We start from the raw sequence: 23,987 nt of genomic DNA on the forward strand, positions 1-23,987 counted from the left end.
GTTCGTTCCCCCTTTGCCCGGAAAAAGCAAGCGCCCCGGCACGGCTTTGAAAAGCCTGTCGGGGCGCTTTGTTTTGCATTATTTTGCCTGTGTTTCGCCCTTGTCTTCCAGCAGTTTCGTTTTCACCGTCCGGGTGCTGCCGGTGCTCTGTCCGGTACCCATTCTGAAAACGGTCAGCGAGAGGGTGTCGCCCGCCTTGTGCTTGTTCAGCACCGCGTACAGATCGTCCAGGCTGGCGACCGCCTGGCCGTCCGCCTTGGTAATCACGTCGCCCACGGCGACGCCGGATTTCGTCAGGTCGCTTTCCGGGCTGATCTCCCGGATCATCACGCCGGTCGGGTAGCCGGAAAGCTGCGACTGGATATCGGTGATGGTCGTGGCCGTAATGCCCAGACGGCTGCGCCCGCTGACATATCCGCGCGCGACCAGGTCGTCGATGATGGTTTTCGCCTTGCTGACGGGAATGGCAAAGCCCATTCCCTCGTAGCCGGTGGCGACAATTTTATTGGAATTGATGCCGACCACCTGCCCGTACATATTGACCAGCGGACCGCCGGAGTTGCCCGGATTGATGGCCGCGTCGGTCTGGATGTAGGTCATGCCGTTGTCGCTGTGGCTTTCGATGGTGCGGTTCAGCGCGGACACGTAGCCGCCCGTCAGGGAGCTGGAATACTCCATGCCGCCCGGATTGCCGATGGCGATCACCTCGTCCCCGATTTCGAGCTGGTCCGCGTTTCCGAACACCGCGGCGCTCAGGCTGCTCGCGTTGATGCGCAGCACGGCGAGGTCGGAGGTTTTGTCGTAGCCGACGACCGTCGCCTCGTATTCTTTCTTATCGTGAAGGATGACCTTAACCTTGTTCGCGCGGGAATAATTGACCACATGCGCGTTCGTCAGGATATATCCGTCCTTGCTGGCCACAATGCCGGTGCCCTGGATCACGCCGCCCTGGCTGGCCGTTGTGCCGGCCACGGTGGTTTCCACCCCGACCACGCTTTCCACTACGTTCTTGTAGACGTCCTTCGCGTTCAGCTGGCCGGTAGCCGGCTCGGGCACGATCGTAATGCCGGGGGAGTTCGGATTGGTCCCGTCGCCCTTGATTCCGCCCTGGATCTGCGTCTGGCTGGATGCGCTCCCCGAACTGGCGGAATCCTCCCCGTCGTCGTATTCCGGCTGCGAGGTTGTGTTCTGCGGCCAGCCGCTCTGCTGGCCGACGGCCGTCTGAACGCCGTAAATGCAGAAGCCCAGCACGAACGCCGCCGTCAGCCCTCCCAGAATCCAGAGGAACACGCGCAGGCCGGTGTTCTTTCGTTTGGGCGGTTTCGGCTCCCGCGGGTCCTGATCAGGGTGCTGCCCGCCGTACGGCTGATACGACCAGTACGGCTGCTGGCCGTACTGGTCCTGGCGATAGCCGCCGTAGGGGCCGTTATAGTTCCCGTAGGGCTGATGATACTGGCCATACGGGTTGTTGTACTGGCCGTAGGGCGGATACGGGTTCTGCGGGTCCTGATACGGCGGCTGGCCGTAAGGGGGCGGCACCTGTTCCGTATTCCGGCTGTCCGGGTCAGGCGGGGCGGGCGTTTCCTCCTGCTCAGCAGAAGGCGGCGAGTCCTGTTCCTGCCGTTCCTCCGGCCGCTCCTGCTCCGGGCCGCTCCCCTGTTCCGCCGCCGCGGGCTGTTCGTCCGCGGGCTGGTTGATGTCCCCGGTATCCCACGGGTCTTTCCCCCCGTTATGATTATGATCGAACTCGCTGTCACTCATAAGAAATACCCTTTCTGAAAATGATTTATTCTTTGACCTGCTCGGATGACCCGTCCTTTAACAGGTGCGGCTCGCTGATTTTGGGCAGCCAGAATTCAAACTGACAATATTCATTCTGCACGCTGCTGACATTAATTTCCCCACCGTGCAGCTTAATAATCGTACGGACGATATACAATCCCAGGCCCATCCCGTTTTTATCCTGGCTGCGGGACTTGTCGGTCTTGTAGAAACGGTCGAAAATCAGCGAAAGCTCCTCCGGGGCAATGCCCGGGCCGCTGTTTTTGATCACGACGCTGGTCCTGTCGGACTGGTCAAGGATCCTGATCTCGATATACCCGCCCACGTTGGTAAACTTGACCGCGTTTTCTATCAGATTATACACGACCTGATGGATCATATCCGGATCGCCGTCCACAAACAGGCTTTCCGCGTCCTCCAGCCCGCGGATTTCCAGCTTCTTGTCTTCAATCGCCTTTTCAAAGGACAGAAGCGCGATCAGAATCGTATTGGTCAGGTCGAACCTTCCCGGGCGGAGCTTCAGCTCGCCGCTGTCGATTCTGGAAAGGTCCAGCATGGTGCGCACCAGCCGGGACAGCCGCTTGACCTCCTGCGAGACGATACTCAGATAATGGCTCTGCTTCTCCTCGGGAATCGTGCCGTCCAGAATCCCGTCGATAAAGCCCGCGATCGTCGTCATCGGCGTTTTCAGCTCGTGCGATACGTTTGCGATAAAATTGCGCCTTACGTTTTCGCCCGTGGAGAGGGAACTCGCCATATTGTTGAAGGCGATCGCCAGCTGGCCGATTTCGTCCTGGCTGGTGACCGGCACGCGCACGGAAAAGTTTCCGTCCCCGAAGGAACGCGCCGCCGCGGCCATATTGCGCAGCGGCTGGACCAGTTTATAGGAGAACAGCCACACCGCGCAGAACGATACCATAAACGCGGCGATGGCGGCCAGCAAAAACATCCGCAGGATTTCCCCGCGGAAAGTATTGAACGACCGCACATTGTAAGCCGTGAACACGGCGCCAATGGCGGTCTTGCTGCCGTCGATATTCACCACGTTGATCGGCACCCCGACGACGTAATAAGGCTGGCTGTAAATTCCGCCCATGGTTCCCTGATTGCTGTACCCGCCGGAAATCGCCTTTTTCATGATTTCCTCGCTGACATTCCGGTCGTCGTTAATCCCGCTGGTGCTGTCGTAGGAGGCGATCACGATCTGGCCGTTCAGCTTTGTCACAAAGATATCCGCGTCGATGTTGTCGGAAAAGGCCGCGATAAACGCCTTCATCCGGTCGGTGTGGATCGTATAGACGTTGTCCTCCACCGAAGTAACGCTGTCCGCCGCGATTGCCGCCACGCTCTGGGCGTTCTTCCTCAGCAGGTTCCTTTTTTCCGTCTGCCAGTAATTCGAAAAGAAAATCAGCATGACGAAGCTCAGGAACAGAAAGCTGATGAAAATAATCGAGGAGGTAATCCGCAGATACTTTTTAAACAGTGTTTTCTGCATTTTTTATTCCTTAACTTCGAATTTATAACCGACGCCCCAGACCGTTTTGAGCGCCCATTTGTCGGAGACGCCTTCCAGCTTCTCGCGCAGGCGCTTGACGTGCACATCCACGGTCCGGCTGTCGCCGTAATAATCGAAGCCCCACACCTCGTCGAGCAGCTGGTCGCGCGTAAAAACGCGGTTCGGATTGCTCGCAAGGTGGTAAATCAGTTCCATTTCCTTCGGCGGCGTGTCGATCTGAACGCCGTTGACCCGCAGCTCGTAGTTCGTAAGGTTGATGGAAAGCTTATCGTATTTGACCTCTTTCACCAGCTCCTCGCTGTTTTTGCCCAGGCGGCGCAGCACGGCTTTGATCCTGGCCACGACCTCCTTTGCCTCAAACGGCTTCACCACGTAGTCGTCCGCGCCCAGCTCCAGTCCGAGCACCTTGTCGAAGACCTCGCCCTTCGCGGTCAGCATGATGATCGGGCACTGCGATTTCTTGCGGATTTCCCGGCAGACCTGCCAGCCGTCCAGCTCGGGCAGCATGATGTCGAGCATAATCAGGTCGGGGGCTTCCGCGTCAAAAGCCTCCAGCGCCTTGCGTCCGTCGTTGGCGATCGCAACCTCAAAGCCTTCCTTTTCGATATAAAGCCTCAGCAGCTCACATATATTCTGGTCGTCATCAACCACTAAAATTTTTCCAGCCGGCATTTTTAACTTCCTCCTTCATACCCCGCAGCCGCAGCGTTTTGAATGGGACGGCATCAGGAAATAAACCTGATTTTTCATTCCGAACGGAACTGCCCCCAATCTGAATGTATATATCTGATTATAAGGGAATTCGCCCGAAAAGTCATGAATTTTTTATAAAAGTTTTTAAATAATATAGGAATTGCAGGCCGCCGCACCGGGTACACGGGTTTCCGTCATGAAAAAAGGGAGCGCCGCAGCGCCCCCTCGAAATTCATGGCAACAGAGCCGTAGTCCCGTTATTTCATGATGCTGTTTAACAAACCGCCCTTTTCGATGATATTCTGAATAAAAGGCGGAAACGGCTGAGCCTTATAGCTTTTCCCGCTGGACAGGTTTTTAATCACGCCGGTGTCGAAATTGACCTCCACCTCGTCGCCCGCCCGGATGTTCTCGGCGGCCTGTGCGCATTCCAGAATCGGCAGCCCGATGTTGATGGCGTTGCGGTAAAAAATGCGGGCAAAGGTGGACGCGATCACGCAGGACACCCCGCTGGCCTGAATCGCGATCGGCGCGTGCTCGCGCGACGAGCCGCAGCCAAAATTTTTCGCCGCGACAATGATGTCGCCTTTTTTTACATTCTTTACAAAATCCTTGTCGATATCCTCCATACAGTGCGACGCCAGCTCCGCGTGGGAAGCGGTGTTCAGGTATCTCGCGGGAATAATCACGTCCGTGTCGACGTTGTCCCCGTATTTGTGTACAAATCCGTGTGCGTTCATTTCAAGCCCTCCTCAGTCCAGTTTATCCGGGTCGGCAATACAGCCCGCCACGGCGCTCGCCGCGGCAACGGCCGGGCTGGCAAGATATACCTCCGATTCCACATGTCCCATGCGGCCCACAAAATTGCGGTTCGTCGTGGAAACCGCGCGTTCCCCTTTGCCCAGAACCCCCATATGCCCGCCCAGGCAGGGGCCGCAGGTCGGCGTGCTGAACACGGCGCCTGCCTCCACAAAAATTTCCGCCAGCCCTTCGCGCAGGGCCTGCAGGTAAATGGCCTGTGTGCCCGGCAGGACGATGCACCGCACGTGCCTGGCCACCTTCCTGCCCTTCAGGATGGAAGCCGCGATGCGCAGGTCCTCGATCCGCCCGTTGGTGCAGGAGCCGATGACGCTCTGGTCGATCCTGATCTCCCCCACGTCGTCGATGACCCTGGTGTTCTCCGGCAGATGCGGGAACGCAACCGTCGGCCTGAGCTGCGACAGGTCGATTTCATAGGTCTCGTCGTAAACGGCGTCTTCGTCCGCCGCGTAGACCGCCGGCTCCCGCTGGAAGCGGTCCTTTTCGTAGGCAAGCGTCACTTCGTCCACCGGGAAGATTCCGTTCTTGGCCCCGGCCTCGATCGCCATGTTGGCGATGCAGAGACGGTCGTCCATCGAAAGCGCCCGCACCCCTTCGCCGGTGAATTCCAGCGAGCGGTACAGCGCGCCGTCCACCCCGATCATCCCGATCAGGTGCAGGATCACGTCCTTGCCGCCGACCCATTTGGCGGGTTTGTTTTTCAGCACGACCCGGACGGCGGAAGGGACCTTGAACCATGTCTTTCCGGAAATCATGCCCGCCGCCATGTCGGTGGAACCGACGCCTGTGGAAAACGCGCCGAGCGCGCCGTAGGTGCAGGTGTGGGAGTCCGCGCCGATGACGCAGTCACCCGGGCCGACCAGTCCCTGCTCCGGCAGCAGCGCGTGCTCAATGCCCATCTGCCCCACGTCGAAGAAATTGGTAATGCTGTATTTCTCCGCGAAGCCGCGCACCTGACGGCACTGCTCCGCCGCCTTGATGTCCTTGTTCGGCGTAAAATGGTCCAGCACCAGCGCGATTTTATCCTGATCAAAAACCGACGAAGCCCCGCATTTTTCAAACTCGTTGATAGCCACCGGCGAGGTGATGTCGTTGCCGAGCACCAGATCCAGCTTCGCCTCGATCAGCTGCCCGGCCTCCACATGCTCCAGCCCGGCGTGCGCGGCCAGAATCTTCTGCGTCATCGTCATTCCCATCGTGATATCCTCCTATCATCCGTCCGCCTTCGCACCGTTCCCGCACCGGGCGGCGGACTGCGTCCGTGTCATTAATCGTATTATGGCAGGAAACTTGAAAAAAGAATGTAACATGTGATACAATTATGCAAATATTATCGTTTCTCCCCCGTCCCGGGACAGGGAGAAACGCCGATTTGGTCTGCGGCCGCAGATTGGCGCAAAAAAGAAACAGGAGGGCTGGAAAATGGAGCTTTTCCCACAGAAAAACATAGGGGGCGTGTTGGAAAGATCCCACACGCCCCGCAGCTACGGGAAAGACCGTATGATTTACTGGCAGGAAGCCCCCGCCGGTGAATTTTATTATTTAAAGCGCGGAAAGGTAAAAATTTTCCTCAGCTCGGAAAACGGCATGGAAAAAACCCTCACCGTTCTGGAGCCGGGAAGCATCTTCGGCGAAGCGGCCTTTTTCGACGGAATGCCGAGGGTTTCCAGCGCCAAAACGCTGGTAAAATCCGAGATCATCACGGTCACCCGGCAAAGCCTGATGGACTGTATCCGCCGGGAGCCGCAGCTCGCCATGTATCTGCTCACCTATCTGTCGCAGACCATCCGCATGCTTTCCGCCCAGGTCAATTCCATGACCTTTCTGCAGGCCGACCAGCGGCTTGCGCGGCTGCTGCTCAGCCTGGAAAAAAACGGAACCGTGTCCGCCACCCACGACGATCTGGCCGGGCTCGCGGGTGTGTCGCGCGTGACCGTCAGCCGCATCCTGACCCGGTTCGCCCAAAGGGGCTGGACCGCCGCCCGCTACCGGGCGGTGCAGATTCTGGATGAGGCGGGACTGAAAGCCTTTATCGGAGAATGATTCATTCTTTGGGCTTCATCGCGGGGATTTGCAAAAACCCCCGATTGTAATCCAACCCACTTTGAGACCACAGGGTTTGGCACCCTCCGATGACGGTGGGTTTAGCAGAAACTTTCTCCCAACATCGCTGCAAAAAATATATTCCGCTGTGTTCTGCCCTAATTCGGTAAACACTATCTCGTCGCCGTTTTCATTACATGGCCTTTCGTTGTCAGATTTTGAATGGCTTTCGTGACGCTCGGCCTGGAATACTTCCTATCATTTGCAATGTCAACAGAAGTACAGGCCCTGTACGCCTGGTAAATACATAGATTGCTTCCATATAATCTTTTCCGAACGGGTCAGCTTTAACATGGGACCCTCCTTCCAGGCAAGTAAAAACAACCGTTACTTCAAGTCCTTCAATGCGGTGGCGGCAAAGGCCGCAGCCTGTTTCAAATCGCTGCTGTCAGGGTGGCCTTTGTGCATGGCCGAAAATGCCCCCCGGCAATGAAAGCTATGCTTTGATACCGGGATACTTCTGCCTTCCACAAGTTTTTCCGTTTCCCCGTCCGGTTCCTTTTTTAATGCGGATGTGCCGAATGCAGCAACGCATTTCACGTTTTCCGGTTTAAGCCGCGCTATAAACTGCTTCAGATTTTTGTCTATTCCGCCCCAATAAACGGAGCCGCCCAAAAACAGCAGGTCAACCGGCCCGTTAATCGGTACGGAACAGTCTTTCGCTTCAACACCAACCGCTTTTGCGATCGCATCGGCCACTTTTTTTGTATTGCCCCCACGGGAATAATAACGTACAGCAATGTTCATCCTATAATCCCTGCCTTTCTTTATTGTAAAGCTCGTTGAACTTCATCCACATGCTGAAACAATGTGCAGCCGCCCTTATGGTTTAACGCCTCCGCAGCACTGATTTTACGCACCTTTTCAAAAAACGACGATTGCAGCACGGTCAAAAGCGATTGCTCCTTCAGGTTCATTTCCGAATAAGGGGAAAAGGGGCACGGTTCGGCTCCTCCCGCGGCGTTGATATGGAAGAAGCCGCGCCCGGCTGCCAGACAACCGCCCATAGCTTCCTCGTCGCCGGGGAAAGACAGCATAATCATCCCCTTATTCTCTTTATCATTCCGCAAAGCGTCAATTCCAGCCTGTAATTCTTTGATTTCGCGATCGTTCAAAATTAAGTGTTCCGTATTTTCTTCTGCGGGGACATATTCAACAAAGAATATCAGGCCGCAGCCATTCTCACGCAAATGACTGATAAAGCTGCTTTCGGTCACTTCCTCTTTGTTTTCACTGGTTACGGTGATAGAAGTTCCATATAAAATACCTTGATTCCTGAGAGCTTCAGCGGCGTTCCCTATTTTTTCCGATACCCCTCTGCCGCGCCGTGCGTCGGTTCTTTCTTCGTTCCCCTCAACGCTTAACACAGGGATCAGGTTTCGGTGACGGTCAAAAAGGTTAAGGTACTCCTCGTTTATCATCGTTCCGTTTGTGAATATTGGGAAAATGATATTATCAAATTCTGCTGCCGCCTCAATAATTTCCCTGCGCAGAAGCGGCTCGCCGCCAGCAGTCAGTATAAACGATACGCCTATATCGGAAGCTTCCTGAAATATGCGCCGCCAATCCTCATCGCTTAACTGCTCCCGTACTTCCCCGCCGCAGCCGCCGTTCGCCCGTGCATAGCAACCAGCACACCGCAAATTACAGTCCGCCGCAATACTCGCAATCAAAAAAGGCGGAATATGCGTACCGCTCTCTTCATACTGCTTTCTTACTTTTCCGCTTTTGCGGAGAGCGGATGCCGTATGCAGCATAAATGCCTGCCCGCGGCGATTGCCTAAATAAAATCGTCCCGCGGTATCAGAAATATTTTTTATCCCATTATCCATAAAATCATTCAAATTTATCATGGCACACATACCGTCTTATCCTCTCGTTAAATCGTCAGCTCTTGACTTTCGCCGCTCATGTTGGAGCAAACTGCTTTCGCATCGTCAAGATAGTAAATTTCGAAAACACCGTCGCCCACAGAATACAGACTGCTCAGCGAGGGCATAACCTCCAATGCCTTTGCCTGTGTTTCGTCCGATGTAGCGAACACAGCCTTGCCGCAAATGCGGAGTGTATTCTCCCCGTCACAGCAGGCAATTTCGACTTTCGGGTTTGCTGCGAGCTGCTTACACATCGCTTTCCCGCTGCCCGTGCAAAAAGACAGTTTGCCGCCGCACTCCATGACAAAACCAATCGGACGAACGTGGGGCTGATCGCCCTCCGCTGTAGCAAGATAATAAACGCCGACTTTGTTCAGAAAATCCAATACTTCTTTCATTGCTGATGCGCTCCTTTTTGAAAAACTTGTATTCAGGCCTGCCCTGTGATATAATTCTATTACAAAATAAGAAATTTTCAAGTACGCAGAAAAAACGTATAAGGTATTAAAAAACTTACTATTGGAATTGAGGGATTGAAAAATGTCAGTTGCAAAGAAAGCAGGAATGGGACAAAGCATCGATGACTTGCTTTGTCCCATTCGGTATATGTTGGATATTTTCGGCGGCAAATGGAAGCTGCCGATCATTTGTATGCTGTCAGGCGGTATTCCTGTAAGATACAGCACCATAAAAAGGAGATTGGGCGACATTACGAATGTAATGCTGTCGCAATCGCTGAAAGAATTAGAAGCGGCGGGAATTGTTCATAGAGAACAATATAATGAGGTTCCGCCGCGAGTGGAGTACTCTTTAACCGAAAAAGGCAGGAGTATATTGCCCGCCCTCGGTCAGATGGCGGCGTGGGCTGCTGAAAATATGCAGCAGGAAACAGCGTGCGGCGTTTACTGTGAAAAATGTCACTTGACGGTATAAACGCCCCCCTGGACAAGACCATGAACAACGGCAATGAGTCCATAAAAAGTGGTGGAGGTCGGAACAAATCCAACCCCCACCAAAAATCGGGTTATTGTTTATTGAGCCAGGTTTTCAGTGCAGAAAAGCTGGATGCATTTTTCAATCATGGCCTGATCGCAGTCGGCTGAAATGCCGGAAGCGAGCCAGTAGGCGTACTCTCCAGCGTCGTATTTGCCAAGTGCGTCCGCATCGCCGCCATAGCGGAATTCAATGTGATAGGTTGTGTTGCTGGTGTCCGGGGCGAAGAAGAAATAAGTGAACTCGCCGGAATCGGCGTCATTGCTTTCAAACTGATATAAGCCGCGAGTCTCCTCCATGCCGATGTAGTGATAAGTATGGGAGAACAACGTTTTTCCCTCTTTGTCGCAGCCCTGAATGACAGAAGCAGTACCGTCAAATTCCAGCTTGCTCAAATTCTGCGTAAACCCGCAGAAATAAACGCCGCCGCCGTTTTTATAAGCCTTAACGGCGTCCTCTCCGTAGACCTTTCCGGTTACCATAGAAACTAATTTTTCATAAGCGGCTTGCGCATGATCCTTTCCGACGATCGCCGCGCAGTCATCAATCCAGACCTGCTTATATTTGTCTGCCAGAATCACGGGCCACAGCTCCTGATAGCTGCCGGTCAGGTCTTTCATAAGCTGATTGGCCACGGCTTCATTTTTATCCGCCGCGCCGGACGTCTGTACCTCTGAGCCGCTTTCCGCTGCCGCCGAGCTGGAAGCGCTTTCTGCCGGCGATGTACTGCTGTTTACATCCGTGTTGCCACAGCCAGTCAGCAAGGAGAGCGTTAAAGCCAGAGAAAGTAATAAACTCGCAAATTTCTTCATCTAAGTTCCTCCTAAAAATTTGGATTAAAAAACATTGGCATCGGTTAGTCATTGCTAACCGATGCCAATATTTTATCGGATTTACTCCCTTATGGGAATGCCTGAACAGACTTCATCTATCCAAACGGACGCCTTTTCTGAACTCAGTCGGCGTACTTCCATACAGGCCCTTGAAAGCCGCGGAAAATTTGTTGGGATTTTCATAGCCGACTTTGTGCGCAATTTCTGCAACCGGTAATTTTGTTTCCATCAGCAGCTTCTGCGCCGTTTGCAGCCGATAGGTGCGGAGATAAGCGTAAATGGAGGTTCCATACACACCGCGAAAGCATTCTTTCAACGCGGTCATGGAGATCTCAAAAGTCCGTGCAAGCTGTTCAATCGTATAGTGCTTTGAAAAATCGCTGGTCATATAAGCCGTAATTTCTTTGATTCGCCTGACCTGATCCTGATTGTAGTAATCTGTCTGATGTACCTCCTCGGCTTTGTCGAGATCGCTGAAAAACAGAAGCAATTCCATGATTTTGATTTTCATGTATCCCGGTTTTCTATGCTCCCGAACATGGTATAATTCAGAAAATATGTGCTCAATGGAAGGACTGGCCCTCATCAGGCAGCAGCGATTCGCTTCGCAAATATATTTTTGAATGTGATTCAGGTCAATGCTGAGAAGCTCCATCAGCCGCCGAACTTCGGGGGGAATCTCATCAATCGATATAACAATCGTAATGCCGTGATAGTGGTTAAGCGGAAACGATGAGAAGGATTTTTTCTTCATGGCCGCGCTGATTGACAAGTCACCGGCAGCCGCATAGCACAGGCTGTTTTCTCCAAAGCAGCACTCATATCGTCCTACGCGGCAATGGTTAATTTCAATTACATTTTTAGCGAAGGCCTGATTCTGACTGCAATAGGCCATGTGCATATCGTTATAAAATAATTCTATTCCATCCAGAACCTGATAAGCGGCGATCTGCCCGGCGCCCGTCTCGTTGGACAGATGATATATCCTGCAGTCAGAACGCAAGGCGCTTTCATCTTCCTCGACAGTTCCGTATAATATTGTCCCGTCAAAAACAGCAGGCAGTTCTGCCTGCGATAAAATATCAATCGCATCTGAAATTACCTGTCTGCTCCGGCTCGTCATGTTTTGATCCCCCTTTGTGGTTAGCAATAGCTAACCACATTGTAAGTATAAGATCAGCTTACAGGAATGTCAACGCATTTTCACTTGCCGCGAACTTTTTCAAAATCCCATCTTTCGTTCCACCATACCTGTGCATAGTTAAATTGCTCTTTACAAAACACATGGATCTCCGCCATATAACCTGATTCGATTGCGTCCTCCGTTTTTGGAGAGATATAGCGCCTCATCCGCCTGAGACAACAAGAGGTCCAGCGTTTGCCTCCCTCCAACCGGGCGATGAGCAACCCCAATACTGATGGTAACGCTGAGACTGTTCTCCTGACAAGAAACCATGATGTTCCCAATGGCTTTACAAAGCTTTTCCGCCGCCACTGCCGCCTGTGCATCTGAAATATTCTCCAACAGCACAATAAATTCATCGCCCCCATAGCGCCCCATGACATCGCCGCTGCGGAAGTGACCTTTTACAGTATTGGCAAGCGCTTTCAGAACGGCGTCGCCGCAAGGGTGCCCATATGTATCATTTACTTGTTTGAAATGATCCACATCAATTAACAACAGAGCAAACGCAAGCTTTCTCCTCCCGTCCTGGTGGAGCGTCTCTTTTGCGATATCAAAGAACGTACTCCGATTGTAAAGTCCTGTCAGCCCGTCCAACTCAGCCTGACGCTTGAGATTCTCAAGCAGCCTGTATTCCGCCGTGGCGTTTCGGAATACAATGCACACGCCGCTGTCCTTTGTGTTTTGAAGAATCGGGGTTGCGGTAACCTTATAATACCGTTCCTCACCATCCGCCCATATTTGCATCTCTCTCTCTTCCTTAAATTCCTGCAGCTTCTCCATCTGTTCGCCCTGCGAAAAGCTGGAGAGCTCCGGGAACAGCCGTCTGGCAGCCAGGTTGGCGTCCAAAAAGCGAAAATCATCGTCGCATACGATAAAAGCGTCCTCCAATTCGTCCATTACCTGCGCACGCGCCAGAGGGAGGCTGTCCAAAAGATGATTCTCCAAAGCCAAATAAAGAAATACGGCCAAAGAAGTGATATAGGCAATCGGAGTCAGATCGAAACCGCGGACACCATCCCCGAAAACGTAAATTGCGTTGGCCGCAATGGGGGCCGCCACGCCCATCAGCATCAAAAGGCTTTTTCGCCTTTGTCCCTTGCCGCCGTGCCGAATCCGTTCAAGGATGAGCCAAAGGCTTAAAAGAATGCAGACGTAGTTCTGGGCGGTGCTCAAATAATAGGTAATACCGCAGGTGTGCTGCACATTGACGACCTGTCCGTTGGTGGTGTACCAGATCTCGCCGTATTGCAGCCGCACAAGGGGGTACGCCTGCAAGGACAGCATCGCAAGAACGGGAATAAGGAAAAACAGGGCGTGCTGAAGGGGCGTCATTCTCTTTTTTCCATAAAAATCCCTGTAAAACAGATAGGTCAGCGGCATAATAAACGGTGCTGCAAGATACTGCACGCGGACGCCGTAAAAAGCACTTTCCAACGTTGGCGCAGTCATCTCCAACAAATTTCCAAAGACAAAAAAGAAATTTGCGACAGAAAGAAAAATCAGATAAAAGGACTTTTCCACAGTATGTTTAACGATGGCGTATACCATCATCAGCGCTGCCAATCCCATTGACAGCATAATAGCCAAAATAAATATATTTGGCATGATTTCACCTCCACTTTTGAAAGACAGGATGCGGGAGCTATGACGAATCCGGGTCCCTCCCTCTGAATATATAATCATTATACTCATTTTTCACAAATATTTACAGTCACAATTACGAGATTGATTCGGTCATAGTCTAATAATCACCCTATTAATCTGTCTTACAGGCGAAACCGGAGGGCCGTGAACCGGAACTGATTCCACATTTCAGCGTACACAATCTGCGGCACATAAAGGGCATGAAAAAGGGCTGAGCACAACATATCATTGTTGGTTCAGCCTTTTTTGTTGCGTCGTCCCACTTCGTAGGATTCGCCGCAAAAGTTGTAGTTGTAGTACGCAGGTCTATATTTAGTGTTTGTCTTGCATCGTAAACACTGCGCATTGTGGTTTTTAGGGTAATTATCGGTCTAATGGCTTCATCGTGGGGAACAGAAGCACGTCGCGGATGGACGCGCTGTCGGTCAGGAGCATGACCAGGCGGTCAATGCCCATGCCCATCCCGCCGGTCGGCGGCATACCGTACTCCAGAGCGGTCAGGAAGTCCTCGTCGATCATGTTGGCTTCTTCGTCGCCCGCGGCGCGCAGCTCCATCTGGCGCATAAAACGGCCGCGCTGGTCGATTGGGTCGTTCAGCTCGGAGTAGGCGTTCGCCAGCTCGCGGCGGGTAATAAACAGCTCAAACCGCTCCACCAGCTCCGGGCAGTCCTGTTTGCGCTTGGTCAGCGGAGAGACCTCCACCGGATAATCATAGATGAAGGTCGGCTGCAGGAGACGCTCCTCCACCTTTTCCTCAAACGCCAGCGACATGATATCGCCCCATTTGTCGGTGCTCTTGGTTACAAGCCCCAGCTCCTTCGCGACCGCTTTCGCCTTTTCGGTGTCGCCCTTGAAGGAAAGGAAATCGATTCCCGCGTATTCCTTGATCGCGTCGTTCATGGAGAGGCGCTTGAACGGCAGGGCCAGACTGACGTCCTCGCCCTGATAGGTGATCTGATCGGACCCGCACGCCTTCACAGCGCACTCGTGGATCATATTTTCGGTAATTTCCATCATCCCGCGGTAATCCGTGTACGCTTCGTAAAGCTCGATGGTGGTGAATTCCGGGTTGTGTTTGACATCCATTCCCTCGTTGCGGAAAATGCGGCCGATTTCGTAGACGCGCTCCATCCCGCCGACGATCAGCCTTTTCAGGTGCAGCTCCGTCGCGATCCTTAAGTACATATCGATGTCCAGCGTATTGTGATGCGTAATAAACGGCCGCGCGGCGGCGCCGCCCGCAATATTGCTGAGCACGGGCGTCTCCACCTCGATGTAGGCTTTTTCATCCAGAAAGCTGCGGATGGTCCTTATGATTTCACTGCGCTTGATAAAGGTATCCTTCACCTCCGGGTTGACGATCAGGTCAAGGTAGCGCTGGCGGTAGCGCAGATCGGTATCCTTTAGCCCGTGGAATTTTTCCGGCATGGGCAGCAGCGATTTGGAGAGCAGCCTGACTTCTTTGGCGTGAACGGAAATTTCCCCCCTGCGGGTTTTGAAAACATATCCCTTTACGCTGACAATGTCGCCCAGGTCCCAGTAGCTTTTCAGATCGTTATAGCTTTCCTCGCCCACCTGGTCGATCTTCAGGTAAACCTGTATCCTGCCCGTGCGGTCATGGATATCCAGAAAACTCGCCTTGCCCATGTCGCGCCAGCTCATCATGCGGCCGGCGATGCATACGTCGCTGTTTTCCAGCTTTTCAAAGGACTGGCGGATTTCCTGCGCGGTCGTATCCCGCGGGCAGACCGTAATGGCAAACGGGTCCCTGCCGACCCGCTGAAGCGCGGCCAGCTTATCCCTGCGGATCTGCAGCAGCTCGCTGATATCCTGCTCCGGCTGACAGGTTTCCTTCGTCTCATTGATTGTTTCGCTCATTTGTAACTCTCCTAAATCATAAATTCACTCCCGCTGAAAACGTTATTTGGAGATGGTGAGGACCTCGTATTCCATCGTTCCGGCGGGAACCTCAATTTCAATTTTATCGCCGATGCCGTGGCCCAGAAGGGATTTTCCGACCAGCGATTCGTCGGAAATATTTCCGTTCACCGGGTCGACCTCGTTCGAGCCGACAATTTTATAGTTGGCGACGCTGCTGTTCCCGGTCGAGGGGTTCGTTACCCTTACCTCCACCTTGGAGCCGATATGGATATTCTCATTGCTGAGCTCGTCTTCGTCGATCACCTTGACGTTTTTCAGCATGACCTCGATATCCGCAATACGGGCTTCCACGATCGCCTGATCGTTTTTCGCCTCGTCGTATTCGCTGTTTTCAGACAAGTCGCCAAAGGAAAGGGCGATCTTGATTTTCTCCGCCACTTCCTTGCGTTTGACGCTTTTCAGCTCCTCCAGCTCGCTTTCAAGCTTTTCAAGGCCTTCTTTTGTCAGGATTACCTGTTTAACCATATAGAATAACCACCTTTTCAATGCAATTTTCTCGCACTTTTTCTACAGCGTTTTCCCGTGCAATGGCAGAATAATTCCATGTTCCTCCCCCGCCGGGGGCGGGGGAGGAACATCCTTTCACCTGTCACTGCAAACAGGATCGCTATCTTTTTCTATAATAAATACATTATAGTGATGCCGTACCGTTCTGTCAATAAAATCCGCCCCGACGGGCGGATTTCCCAGAAAAAGCAGGGATATGCAAACGCATATCCCCAGGACCGGTTCAGTCCGTCGCGGCTCCGCTTTCCGCCGGTACCTCCGCGGCGGCGCCGGGGGCCTGGGAAACATTCGCTCCCTGCCGGATCAGCGCGGAAACCGCGGCCTGCAGCTGCGCGTCCTGCTCCCCCGCCAGCTGATTTTTCGCCAGCAGTCCGCGCTGGGCGTCGGTGAGCTCTTTGCTGACATCCGCGTCAATGCCCTTGCCGTTAAAGACATTGCCGTTCAGGGTCAGGTAATTCGCCACGGAAAGGATAATCGCCGACCCGTCGGAAAGCGGCATCACTTCATCCTTTGTGCCGAAGCCCGCCGTCTTTTCCCCGACCAGCAGCCCTTTCTTGTAGTCCTTGATGTCGGACGCGAAAATTTCCGCCGCGCCAAAGGTGTTCCGGTCGACGATCACCGAAATGGGCAGGCTGACCTCGTTCGCGTTGGAGGTATACTCCACGGTGACCTTTCCGGCCTTGTTCCTGTAGCTGACCGTATTGCCCGCGGGCAGAAGGGTGTCCAGCATGGCGGCCATCCCGCCCACGCTTCCGCCGGAATTGCTTCTGAGGTCGACGACAACGCCCGCCGCGCCTTCCTTGATGCGCTGGGCGAGCAGCGTGTTGAACTGCTCCGCGTTGTTATCGGTAAATTCGCTGATTTTCAGATAGGCCACGTTGCCGTTGATCACGGAGGAGGTGATCGTCTGCTCGGTGTACTCCGCGCGGGTCACGGTAATGCTGAGCTTTTCCGTTTTCGCTTCCGCCCCGCCGGAAGCCCCGGCGTCCTCCGTCCTGCGCAGGATGCCGAACTTCACCTTGGAGCCGGAAACGCCGTCCAGCTTATTGAGCGCGTCGCCGTAGGTAATGCGCTCAATTTCCTTATCATCCATGCTGACGATGGTGTCGCTCTTTTTGATTCCGCTTTTTTCGGCGGGCGAATTCGGCATGACCTCAATAACTTCCATATTGCCGTCGTTGTCGCGGACGGTCTTGATGCCCACGCCGATATTCTTTCCGCTGTTTCCGCTGACATACGCCTTATATTTCTCTGCCGACAAATATTTTGCCTGTAAATCCCCCAGTCCGGCCACGTATCCGGCGCAGATGCCGTCGTTCAAAGCGGTTTCATCCACCGTACCGATATAGTCCTGCCTTGCCTTCTGGTCGATCTCGCTCAGCTTGGTATACATCGCCTGGCGCGCGTTGACATCCGCGACCTTGGTGTTGAAGTTCCTCATCGCGTAAACATAGGTGAGGGAAACCGTAATGGAGGCCGTAACGGCAACGAGGGCAACCGCCGCGCCCCAGGTCAGCTTTCTGCTCATATCGAATCAATCATTCCTTATTCTGGATTTTGCTTCCGCCTATCTGCTGAACCAGTTCAGCGGATTCTTTGCCACGCCGTTCACGCGGATTTCAAAATGAAGATGCGCTCCCTGCGAATCCCCGGTGTTGCCGACATAGGCGATCACCTGTCCCTTTTTCACCGTCTGTCCTTTGCTGACCGCCACGCTGCTGCAATGGCCGTACAGCGTGGAGTACCCGCCGCCGTGGTCGATCGCCACCACGTTGCCGTACCCGCCGTAGCCGGTACCGTAATTGCCCCAGCCCGCCATGATCACCTTGCCCGAGTCGGCCGCGACAATCGGCTTGCCGTAAACGCCGGCGGAGGAAATATCGATTCCCTTGTGCAGGCTGCCCCAACGGTAGCCGTAGCCGCTGGTAATATTGGTAACGCCCGGCAGCGGCCAGCCGAAGTTGCCCTTGCTCACGTAACCGCCGCTGCCGCCGGTCCCTTTCTGGGAAGCGTAATAATCCTTATACCACTGGTCGATCGCGGCGTCCGCTTTCTTGCGCTGTTCGGCCAGCTTTGCGTTTTCCTGGTTGGCGCTCGATTCGTTCTGGGAAATCTCCGCAAGGACCGCCTTGGTTTCATTGACCAGCGAAGTGAGCTCGCCCTGCTTTGTGTCCAGCGTCACCCTCGCTTCGGCAACGCTCCTGCGGTTCGCCTCAATCTCCGATTTCTGCGCCTTAATGCCGTCCATATCGGACTTCAGCGTATTGATCAGATGGGTGTCGTGCGTGGTAATGGCCTGGATCGCCTCCGTTTTATCCGCAAGATCCACCACGCTTTTGGCGCTGAGGATAATTTCAAGGTTGGACGCCTCGCCCGTCAGATAGAGCGCGCGCAGCCTTTGCTTGAGCTGTTCGTAGTTCGCGTCGATATTTTTCTGCTTATCGGCGATCTGCGATTCCTTTTGGGAAATGTCCGCGTCCAGGGTATTGATCTGCTGATTCAAAACGTCGATCTGGCTCTGCACGGTGCTTACCTGCGTGTCCAGCGCCGCTTTATACTGCTGCTTCTGGGCCTTGTCCGCTTTCAGCGTTTTCAGTCTGGCGGCAACCTCCGCCTGCTTTTTCTTCAGATCGGTCTGCTCCTTCTGCAGCTGGCTCAGGCTTTTGGCGGCGGACGCCGGCATGGCCGTCTGAGGAGCAAAAATCATCGCCAGCGCCAGAACGACGGCGAGCATTCCTTTGACCCATTTTCTACCAGCCAACGATCTCCCCTCCTTCCTTCTTCAGGTATTTGCTGATGGAAATCACTCCGCCCACCGCGCCGAACAGCATTCCGGCCAGAATAAACGCCAGCGTAATGCTCCACGCGAGGGGCTGTATGTCAACGGGAGAAAACATCATAATGGAGGTAATGGAGGTAATCATTTTATTGTAGAGCAAAAGCAGGATCAGGCTGGAAATCAGCCCTGAAAGGATTCCGATGGTCATGCCCTCCACAATGAACGGGACGCGTATGAACCAGTTCGTCGCGCCGACGGACTTCATAATGCTGATCTCCACCCGCCGAGAAAACATAGTGACCCGGATGGTATTGGAAATAATGAACAGGGAAACCAGGCTGAGCAGCAGGATGATCCAGAAGCCCACCATGGTGATCATCCGGTCCAGATTCGTCAGCTTCTGCGCCACGTCCGAATAATCGTTGATGCTCGCGACGCCGGAAATCTTCTGGATCTGCGCCGCGGTTTCCTTATACCTGGAAAGGTCCCTGAACGAAACCTTGAAAGCGTCCGGCAGCGGGTTTTCCTTCCCGGTCATGCCCTGCAGCATGGTGCCGTCCTGGTCGCCCAGAATATCCATATACTGCTGGATGGCGTCGTCCTTCGGCACGAATTCACAGGTCTCGATATTGTCGAGCTTTTTGATTTCCTCCCCGACCTTGATGGCGGAAAGCGTGGGCAGGTCCTGCGTCATATAGACCCTGACGGAATTGTTGCCCTCCAGCGTTTTCATCGCGGAATCGATATTATAGGAAAAAAGCACCGCCGCGCCCGTCAGCAGCAGGCACGAGATCAGCACTCCGACGGACGCAAAGCTCATGGTGCGGTTGTTCCAGATGTTTTTGATACCCTCTTTCATGAGGTACCCCAGCCCGTTAATCCTCATGGCGCGCCTCCTTCTGCGAAGCGGTGTCCGCCACGATGCTTCCGCCGTGGATTTCCACCACTCTGCGGTGGAAGTGCTTGACCAGCGAATGCTCGTGCGTCACCATCAGGATGGTGGTGCCGCGGCGGTTGATTTCGTTGAGCAGGTCCACAATTTCAAAGGAAAGGGCGGGGTCAATGTTGCCCGTGGGCTCGTCCGCGATAATCAGCTTGGGATTGTTGATCAGCGCCCGCGCAAGCCCGACCCTCTGCTGCTCCCCGCCGGAAAGCTCAGCCGGATGGCACATCGCCTTGTTCTGAAGGTCGACAAGGCTCAGGATATACGGGACCCGTTTGCGGATTTCCCTGTTGGTCGCCCCCACGATGTGCATGGCGAACGCCACGTTGTCGAACACCGTCATATTGTCGATCAGCCGGAAATCCTGAAAGACGATCCCCATCGTCCGGCGCATATACGGCACGTCCCGCTTCCTCAGCGTGGAAAGCCTTCTGCCGTTGACGGTGATCTCGCCCTCGCTGGCTTTCTCCTCACACATAATCAGCTTGAGGAAGGTGCTTTTCCCCGCGCCGGAAGAGCCGACAATAAAGACAAACTCGCCCTTGTCCACCTTCAGGTTCACGTCCTTGAGCGCTTTTGTCCCATTGGAATATGTTTTGCTTACATTCTGAAATTCTATCAATGTAATCGCTCCATCAAATTCATTCATACTGATCTTTCATTGAGTCAATGAAAGATCAGGACAAGGATTCGTTTCCCACAAAATTCACCATAAAAAGCCAAAAAAACCAAAGCCCATTGGCATGTTTACATAATACCAACGGGCGGCGGATTTATTGTTTCTTTATAGAATTAAATTGTAATAAATCTGTAATATTTTTGATTTCTTTTTTCATTTCCTGTCAGAATTTAACTGGGTTGGAAGAAAGATACTTCTTGACCATCAGGGCGACCTTGAAAACAATGGCGTCTTCAAACTCGCGCAGGTCCAGACCGGTGATCTTCTTGATCTTTTCCAGCCTGTAAACCAGCGTATTCCTGTGGACAAACAGCTTGCGGGAGGTTTCGGAAACGTTCAGGTTATTTTCAAAGAAGCGCTGAATGGTGAACAGGGTCTCGTGGTCCAGCGATTCGATCGAGCCGCGCTTGAAGACCTCCTTCAGGAACATGTCGCACAGCGTCGTCGGCAGCTGGTAAATCAGGCGGGCAATCCCCAGGTTGTCGTAGCTGACGATCGGCTTCTCGGTGTCGAACACCTTGCCGACCTCCAGCGCGACCTGGGCTTCCTTGAAGGAGCGGGCCAGGTCCTTGATTCCGGTCACCGTGGTGCCGATTCCGACCACGCAGTGGGTGTAAAACTCGCTGGAAAGGGTATCCACAATGGAGCTCGCCAGCTTTTCCAGGTCCTTCGGCTCAATGCCGGCGCGGATTTCCTTGACCAGCGCGATATCGTTTTCGTTAATATTGATGATAAAATCCTTGTTTTTATCCGGGAAAAGGTTCTGTACCACATCGTAAGCGGAAATATCGGATTTGTTCGTAATCTTAATCAGCATACACACGCGGTTCACATCAGCGTTAAAGCGGAGCTCCCGTGCTTTCAAATAGATATCGCCGGGCAGGATATTATCCAGAATCACATTCTTGATAAAGTTGCTGCGGTCGTATTTTTCATCGTAATACTGCTTGATGCTGCTCAGTGAAACAGCCAGCAGGGAAGCGTAGCGGCCGGCCTCCGGATCGCTGCCGGAAACAAAAACGGCGTATTCCGGCCTTGGGCGGCTGCCGAACGACTTAAAAGTATAGCCGTTGACCACAAAAGTTCCCGGCGTCGCCAGAATCTCGGCGGTAATGCTGTCGTTCACCTCGCCGATGCGGCCAAGCTCACTGCAAGCTATGATAACCGAGGTCTCATCAATCACACCGATCGTACGGTCGATCGCGTCGCGCATTTGGTGGATAACTCCCTGAAATAATCTATTTGACATAGCTCTCCCTCACTTTATATAAATATAACTTGTGTAATCTGCTGAAATATTATAGTATGCTACATACATTTTACATAAATTCAACGCATTTTTCAACTATGTATTGAACATAAAATAAAAAAATATCATTTTCGGGGGAAATTTGGGGATAAAATTCCCTTTTTTGCCTGTTGCCCGCTTCTCTGTCGGGAGAAAATCGTTTTTATTTTTCTCTATAAAAATAAAGGGCCGTGTGAACACGGCCCTAAGAATGTCGGAAAACTGTTGGACGGCGAAAAATCGCGGGAAGACGGTCAAGGGAAAGCCGCCTTCCGTGAGGGAGGCCCGTCAGTTCAGAATCGTCTTTTCCGTATCCTTATCGAACAGATGCATTTTCTGGAGGTTAAAGGCGATCTCGATGGTGTCGCCCGTCTTGGCGGTGGAGGTCGGCTCCACCCTGGCCGTAATGTCGCTGTTCCCGCAGCTCAGGTACAGATAAGTTTCCGCGCCCATCAGCTCGGTTACCTCCACCCCGGCCTTTACGATGCCTTCCGTCGCCTTTGCGAGGAAGTCCGGCTCGTCGTGCACGTCTTCGGGGCGGATGCCGAACACAACCGTTTTGCCCGCATAATCCTTCAGCACGCCGTCCCTGTCCTTCCCTTCGGGAACGGCGACGCTGTATTCGCCGAATTTCAGGAAGAAGCGGCCGTCCCTGTTTTCGACCTCCGCGTCGATAAAGTTCATCTGCGGGGAACCCATAAAGCCGGCCACAAACTCGTTTACCGGGTAATCGTACAGGTTCTGCGGCGTATCGACCTGCTGGATAAAGCCGTCCTTCATCACCACGATGCGGTCGCCCATGGTCATGGCCTCGGTCTGATCGTGCGTTACATAAATGAAGGTGGTGCCCAGCCTTTTGTGCAGCTTGGAAATTTCCGTCCTCATCTGCGCGCGCAGCTTGGCGTCCAGATTGGAAAGGGGTTCGTCCAGAAGGAAAACCTTCGGGTCGCGGACAATGGCGCGTCCAAGCGCGACACGCTGGCGCTGGCCGCCGGACAGGGCCTTCGGCTTTCTGTCGAGCAGATGGGAGATGTCCAGAATCTTGGCGGCCTCTTCCACGCGGCGCTTGATTTCGTCCTTCGCCACCTTGCGGATTTTCAGGCCGAAAGCCATGTTGTCAAAAACCGTCATATGGGGATAGAGCGCGTAGTTCTGGAACACCATTGCGATGTCGCGGTCTTTCGGCGCAACGTCGTTCGCAAGCGTCTCCCCGATATACAGCTCGCCCTTGCTGATTTCCTCCAGCCCCGCGATCATCCGCAGGGTAGTGGACTTTCCGCAGCCGGACGGACCGACCAGAATAATGAATTCCTTGTCCGCGATTTCCAGGTTGAAATCCGTAACCGCGGTCACGCCTCCCTCGTAGACCTTGTAAATATGCTTTAACGTAACGTTTGCCATCATAATCCTCCTGAATCTCATACTGTTCGTCTCAACGGTTCCCACAGCGTTTTCATTCCCATTGGGAAAGAAACCCAATGGGTACTTGGGGAACAACGGCCTGCTGTAAAATCAAACCGTTTCTCATTTCGTACATTCATGATAACAGATGCGACCGGGGATTAACAGCCGTTTTTTATCCAAACTTTGCGTTTTAGAATTATGGAAATCTGATAAAACACAAAAACGGGTCCTGAATTTAGTATATATTGGATAGCGAAGATTGGCTGAAAACGGCGGATCTCTCCCATTCGTCCAGCTCCCGCGCGGCTCCCGGAGCCAGCTTTTCATCCAGCTTCAGCCCGCCAATCTGTACCCGCCTGAGCTTCAGCACCTCGTTGCCGCGCGCCAGAAACATCCGCTTCACCTGGTGGAACTTCCCCTCGCGGATCTGTACGCGGACAAGCGGGCGTTCCCCGTCCTCCAGAACCTCCAGCCGCGCCGGCAGGCACGTCCTGTCCTTCAGCTCCACCCCGCTTTCAAACGCGGCGGCGTCCTCCGGGCCGACCGGGCGGGCCAGAACCGCCTCATAGAGCTTGTACACATGGCTTTTCGGCGCGAGCATCCGGTGGGCGAACGCCCCGTCGTCGGTGATGATGAGCAGTCCCTCGGTGTCCCTGTCCAGCCGCCCCGCGGGGAAAAGCCCGCGCCGCCTTTGCTCCGGCGGCAGCAGGTCCACCACGGTCCGCGCCCGCGTATCCCGGGAGGCGGAAAGCACGCCGGCGGGCTTGTTCATCATCAGATAAAGGAACTCCCGGAAATTCAGGGGTTCCCCGTTCACCGTCACCCCGTCGGACTGCGTGTCCACCTTGCAGTCGGCTTTTCTGACCACGCTGCCGTTCACCGCAACAACGCCGCGGCGGATCATCGCCCCGGCGTCCCTGCGGCTGCCCAGGTTCTGCGAAGCCAGTATTTTGTCGAGCCGTTCCATGCTCATTTGCTCATCCCCCGTGTTTTCATTGTCCCT

The 23,987-nt window shown here is 53.6% G+C and carries 22 protein-coding genes; 2 read left to right on the forward strand and 20 right to left on the reverse strand.

The annotated features are described in order from the left end of the window. Window positions 1-78: 78 nt before the first annotated feature. From ACQGQ5_RS07460 to leuC, 5 genes are all read right to left on the reverse strand, one after another. The gene (locus ACQGQ5_RS07460) at window positions 79-1,761 is read right to left on the reverse strand and encodes a trypsin-like peptidase domain-containing protein (protein WP_455735902.1); all 1,683 of its coding nucleotides are present in this window, start codon (window positions 1,759-1,761) and stop codon (window positions 79-81) included. Between the two features lie 25 nt (window positions 1,762-1,786). Next, window positions 1,787-3,277, reverse strand: coding sequence for an ATP-binding protein (locus tag ACQGQ5_RS07465; RefSeq protein WP_455735903.1), 1,491 nt, complete (start codon window positions 3,275-3,277; stop codon window positions 1,787-1,789). Window positions 3,278-3,280: 3 nt separating this feature from the next. Next, entirely contained in the window at window positions 3,281-3,970 is a 690-nt protein-coding gene (locus ACQGQ5_RS07470) for a response regulator transcription factor (RefSeq protein ID WP_038326061.1), read from the reverse strand. A gap of 278 nt (window positions 3,971-4,248) precedes the next feature. Then, the gene (gene leuD, locus ACQGQ5_RS07475) at window positions 4,249-4,731 is read right to left on the reverse strand and encodes a 3-isopropylmalate dehydratase small subunit (protein WP_455735904.1); all 483 of its coding nucleotides are present in this window, start codon (window positions 4,729-4,731) and stop codon (window positions 4,249-4,251) included. 12 nt (window positions 4,732-4,743) lie between these two features. Further along, on the reverse strand, window positions 4,744-6,006 hold the full coding sequence (gene leuC, locus ACQGQ5_RS07480; RefSeq protein ID WP_455735905.1) for a 3-isopropylmalate dehydratase large subunit: 1,263 nt from the start codon (window positions 6,004-6,006) through the stop codon (window positions 4,744-4,746). Between the two features lie 226 nt (window positions 6,007-6,232). Between leuC and ACQGQ5_RS07485 the strand changes: the two genes are divergently transcribed. Continuing rightward, entirely contained in the window at window positions 6,233-6,853 is a 621-nt protein-coding gene (locus ACQGQ5_RS07485) for a Crp/Fnr family transcriptional regulator (protein ID WP_455735906.1), read from the forward strand. A gap of 387 nt (window positions 6,854-7,240) precedes the next feature. On the opposite strand, the gene ACQGQ5_RS07490 is transcribed toward ACQGQ5_RS07485, so the two are convergent. From ACQGQ5_RS07490 to ACQGQ5_RS07500, 3 genes are read right to left on the reverse strand one after another with little or no spacing between them, the layout of a single operon-like run. Next, entirely contained in the window at window positions 7,241-7,660 is a 420-nt protein-coding gene (locus ACQGQ5_RS07490; protein ID WP_455735907.1) for a flavodoxin family protein, read from the reverse strand. 20 nt (window positions 7,661-7,680) lie between these two features. Beyond that, window positions 7,681-8,766 carry a radical SAM protein gene (locus ACQGQ5_RS07495; protein WP_455735908.1) on the reverse strand — a complete coding sequence of 362 codons (1,086 nt, stop codon included), beginning with the start codon at window positions 8,764-8,766 and terminating at the stop codon, window positions 7,681-7,683. A 26-nt stretch (window positions 8,767-8,792) separates the two neighbouring features. Beyond that, window positions 8,793-9,185 (reverse strand): pyridoxamine 5'-phosphate oxidase family protein, encoded by a 393-nt coding sequence (locus ACQGQ5_RS07500; RefSeq protein ID WP_455735909.1) that lies wholly within the window; start codon window positions 9,183-9,185, stop codon window positions 8,793-8,795. Between the two features lie 142 nt (window positions 9,186-9,327). Between ACQGQ5_RS07500 and ACQGQ5_RS07505 the strand changes: the two genes are divergently transcribed. Then, window positions 9,328-9,720, forward strand: coding sequence for a winged helix-turn-helix transcriptional regulator (locus ACQGQ5_RS07505; protein ID WP_455735910.1), 393 nt, complete (start codon window positions 9,328-9,330; stop codon window positions 9,718-9,720). Between the two features lie 98 nt (window positions 9,721-9,818). Here ACQGQ5_RS07505 and ACQGQ5_RS07510 read toward each other — a convergent pair whose 3' ends face one another. The 12 genes from ACQGQ5_RS07510 to ACQGQ5_RS07565 form a co-directional block, all read right to left on the reverse strand. Continuing rightward, on the reverse strand, window positions 9,819-10,592 hold the full coding sequence (locus ACQGQ5_RS07510) for a hypothetical protein (protein WP_455735911.1): 774 nt from the start codon (window positions 10,590-10,592) through the stop codon (window positions 9,819-9,821). A gap of 112 nt (window positions 10,593-10,704) precedes the next feature. Continuing rightward, complete coding sequence (locus ACQGQ5_RS07515; protein WP_455735912.1) at window positions 10,705-11,736, reverse strand: helix-turn-helix transcriptional regulator; 1,032 nt, start codon at window positions 11,734-11,736, stop codon at window positions 10,705-10,707. Window positions 11,737-11,886: 150 nt separating this feature from the next. Further along, window positions 11,887-13,491 (reverse strand): histidine kinase N-terminal 7TM domain-containing diguanylate cyclase, encoded by a 1,605-nt coding sequence (locus tag ACQGQ5_RS07520; RefSeq protein ID WP_455735913.1) that lies wholly within the window; start codon window positions 13,489-13,491, stop codon window positions 11,887-11,889. Window positions 13,492-13,806: 315 nt separating this feature from the next. Further along, on the reverse strand, window positions 13,807-15,321 hold the full coding sequence (lysS, locus tag ACQGQ5_RS07525) for a lysine--tRNA ligase (protein WP_455735914.1): 1,515 nt from the start codon (window positions 15,319-15,321) through the stop codon (window positions 13,807-13,809). 42 nt (window positions 15,322-15,363) lie between these two features. Further along, on the reverse strand, window positions 15,364-15,849 hold the full coding sequence (gene greA, locus ACQGQ5_RS07530; RefSeq protein WP_455735915.1) for a transcription elongation factor GreA: 486 nt from the start codon (window positions 15,847-15,849) through the stop codon (window positions 15,364-15,366). A 265-nt stretch (window positions 15,850-16,114) separates the two neighbouring features. Continuing rightward, the gene (locus tag ACQGQ5_RS07535; protein ID WP_455735916.1) at window positions 16,115-17,419 is read right to left on the reverse strand and encodes a S41 family peptidase; all 1,305 of its coding nucleotides are present in this window, start codon (window positions 17,417-17,419) and stop codon (window positions 16,115-16,117) included. A 39-nt stretch (window positions 17,420-17,458) separates the two neighbouring features. Further along, window positions 17,459-18,652, reverse strand: a complete 1,194-nt coding sequence (locus ACQGQ5_RS07540) for a murein hydrolase activator EnvC family protein (RefSeq protein ID WP_455735917.1) — start codon at window positions 18,650-18,652, stop codon at window positions 17,459-17,461. After that, window positions 18,642-19,556, reverse strand: a complete 915-nt coding sequence (gene ftsX, locus ACQGQ5_RS07545) for a permease-like cell division protein FtsX (RefSeq protein WP_455735918.1) — start codon at window positions 19,554-19,556, stop codon at window positions 18,642-18,644. The genes ACQGQ5_RS07540 and ftsX overlap by 11 nt, the downstream gene beginning before the upstream one ends. After that, entirely contained in the window at window positions 19,546-20,235 is a 690-nt protein-coding gene (gene ftsE / locus ACQGQ5_RS07550; protein WP_444660298.1) for a cell division ATP-binding protein FtsE, read from the reverse strand. Before ftsE ends, ftsX begins: the two co-directional genes overlap by 11 nt. A gap of 220 nt (window positions 20,236-20,455) precedes the next feature. Then, on the reverse strand, window positions 20,456-21,541 hold the full coding sequence (locus ACQGQ5_RS07555; RefSeq protein ID WP_455735919.1) for a PucR family transcriptional regulator: 1,086 nt from the start codon (window positions 21,539-21,541) through the stop codon (window positions 20,456-20,458). Between the two features lie 327 nt (window positions 21,542-21,868). Continuing rightward, a complete protein-coding gene (locus ACQGQ5_RS07560; RefSeq protein WP_455735920.1) occupies window positions 21,869-22,981 on the reverse strand; it encodes an ABC transporter ATP-binding protein in 1,113 nt (370 codons plus the stop codon). A gap of 238 nt (window positions 22,982-23,219) precedes the next feature. Further along, window positions 23,220-23,957, reverse strand: a complete 738-nt coding sequence (locus ACQGQ5_RS07565; protein ID WP_455735921.1) for a pseudouridine synthase — start codon at window positions 23,955-23,957, stop codon at window positions 23,220-23,222. Window positions 23,958-23,987 lie beyond the last annotated feature (30 nt).

This window comes from Caproiciproducens sp., assembly GCF_053840905.1.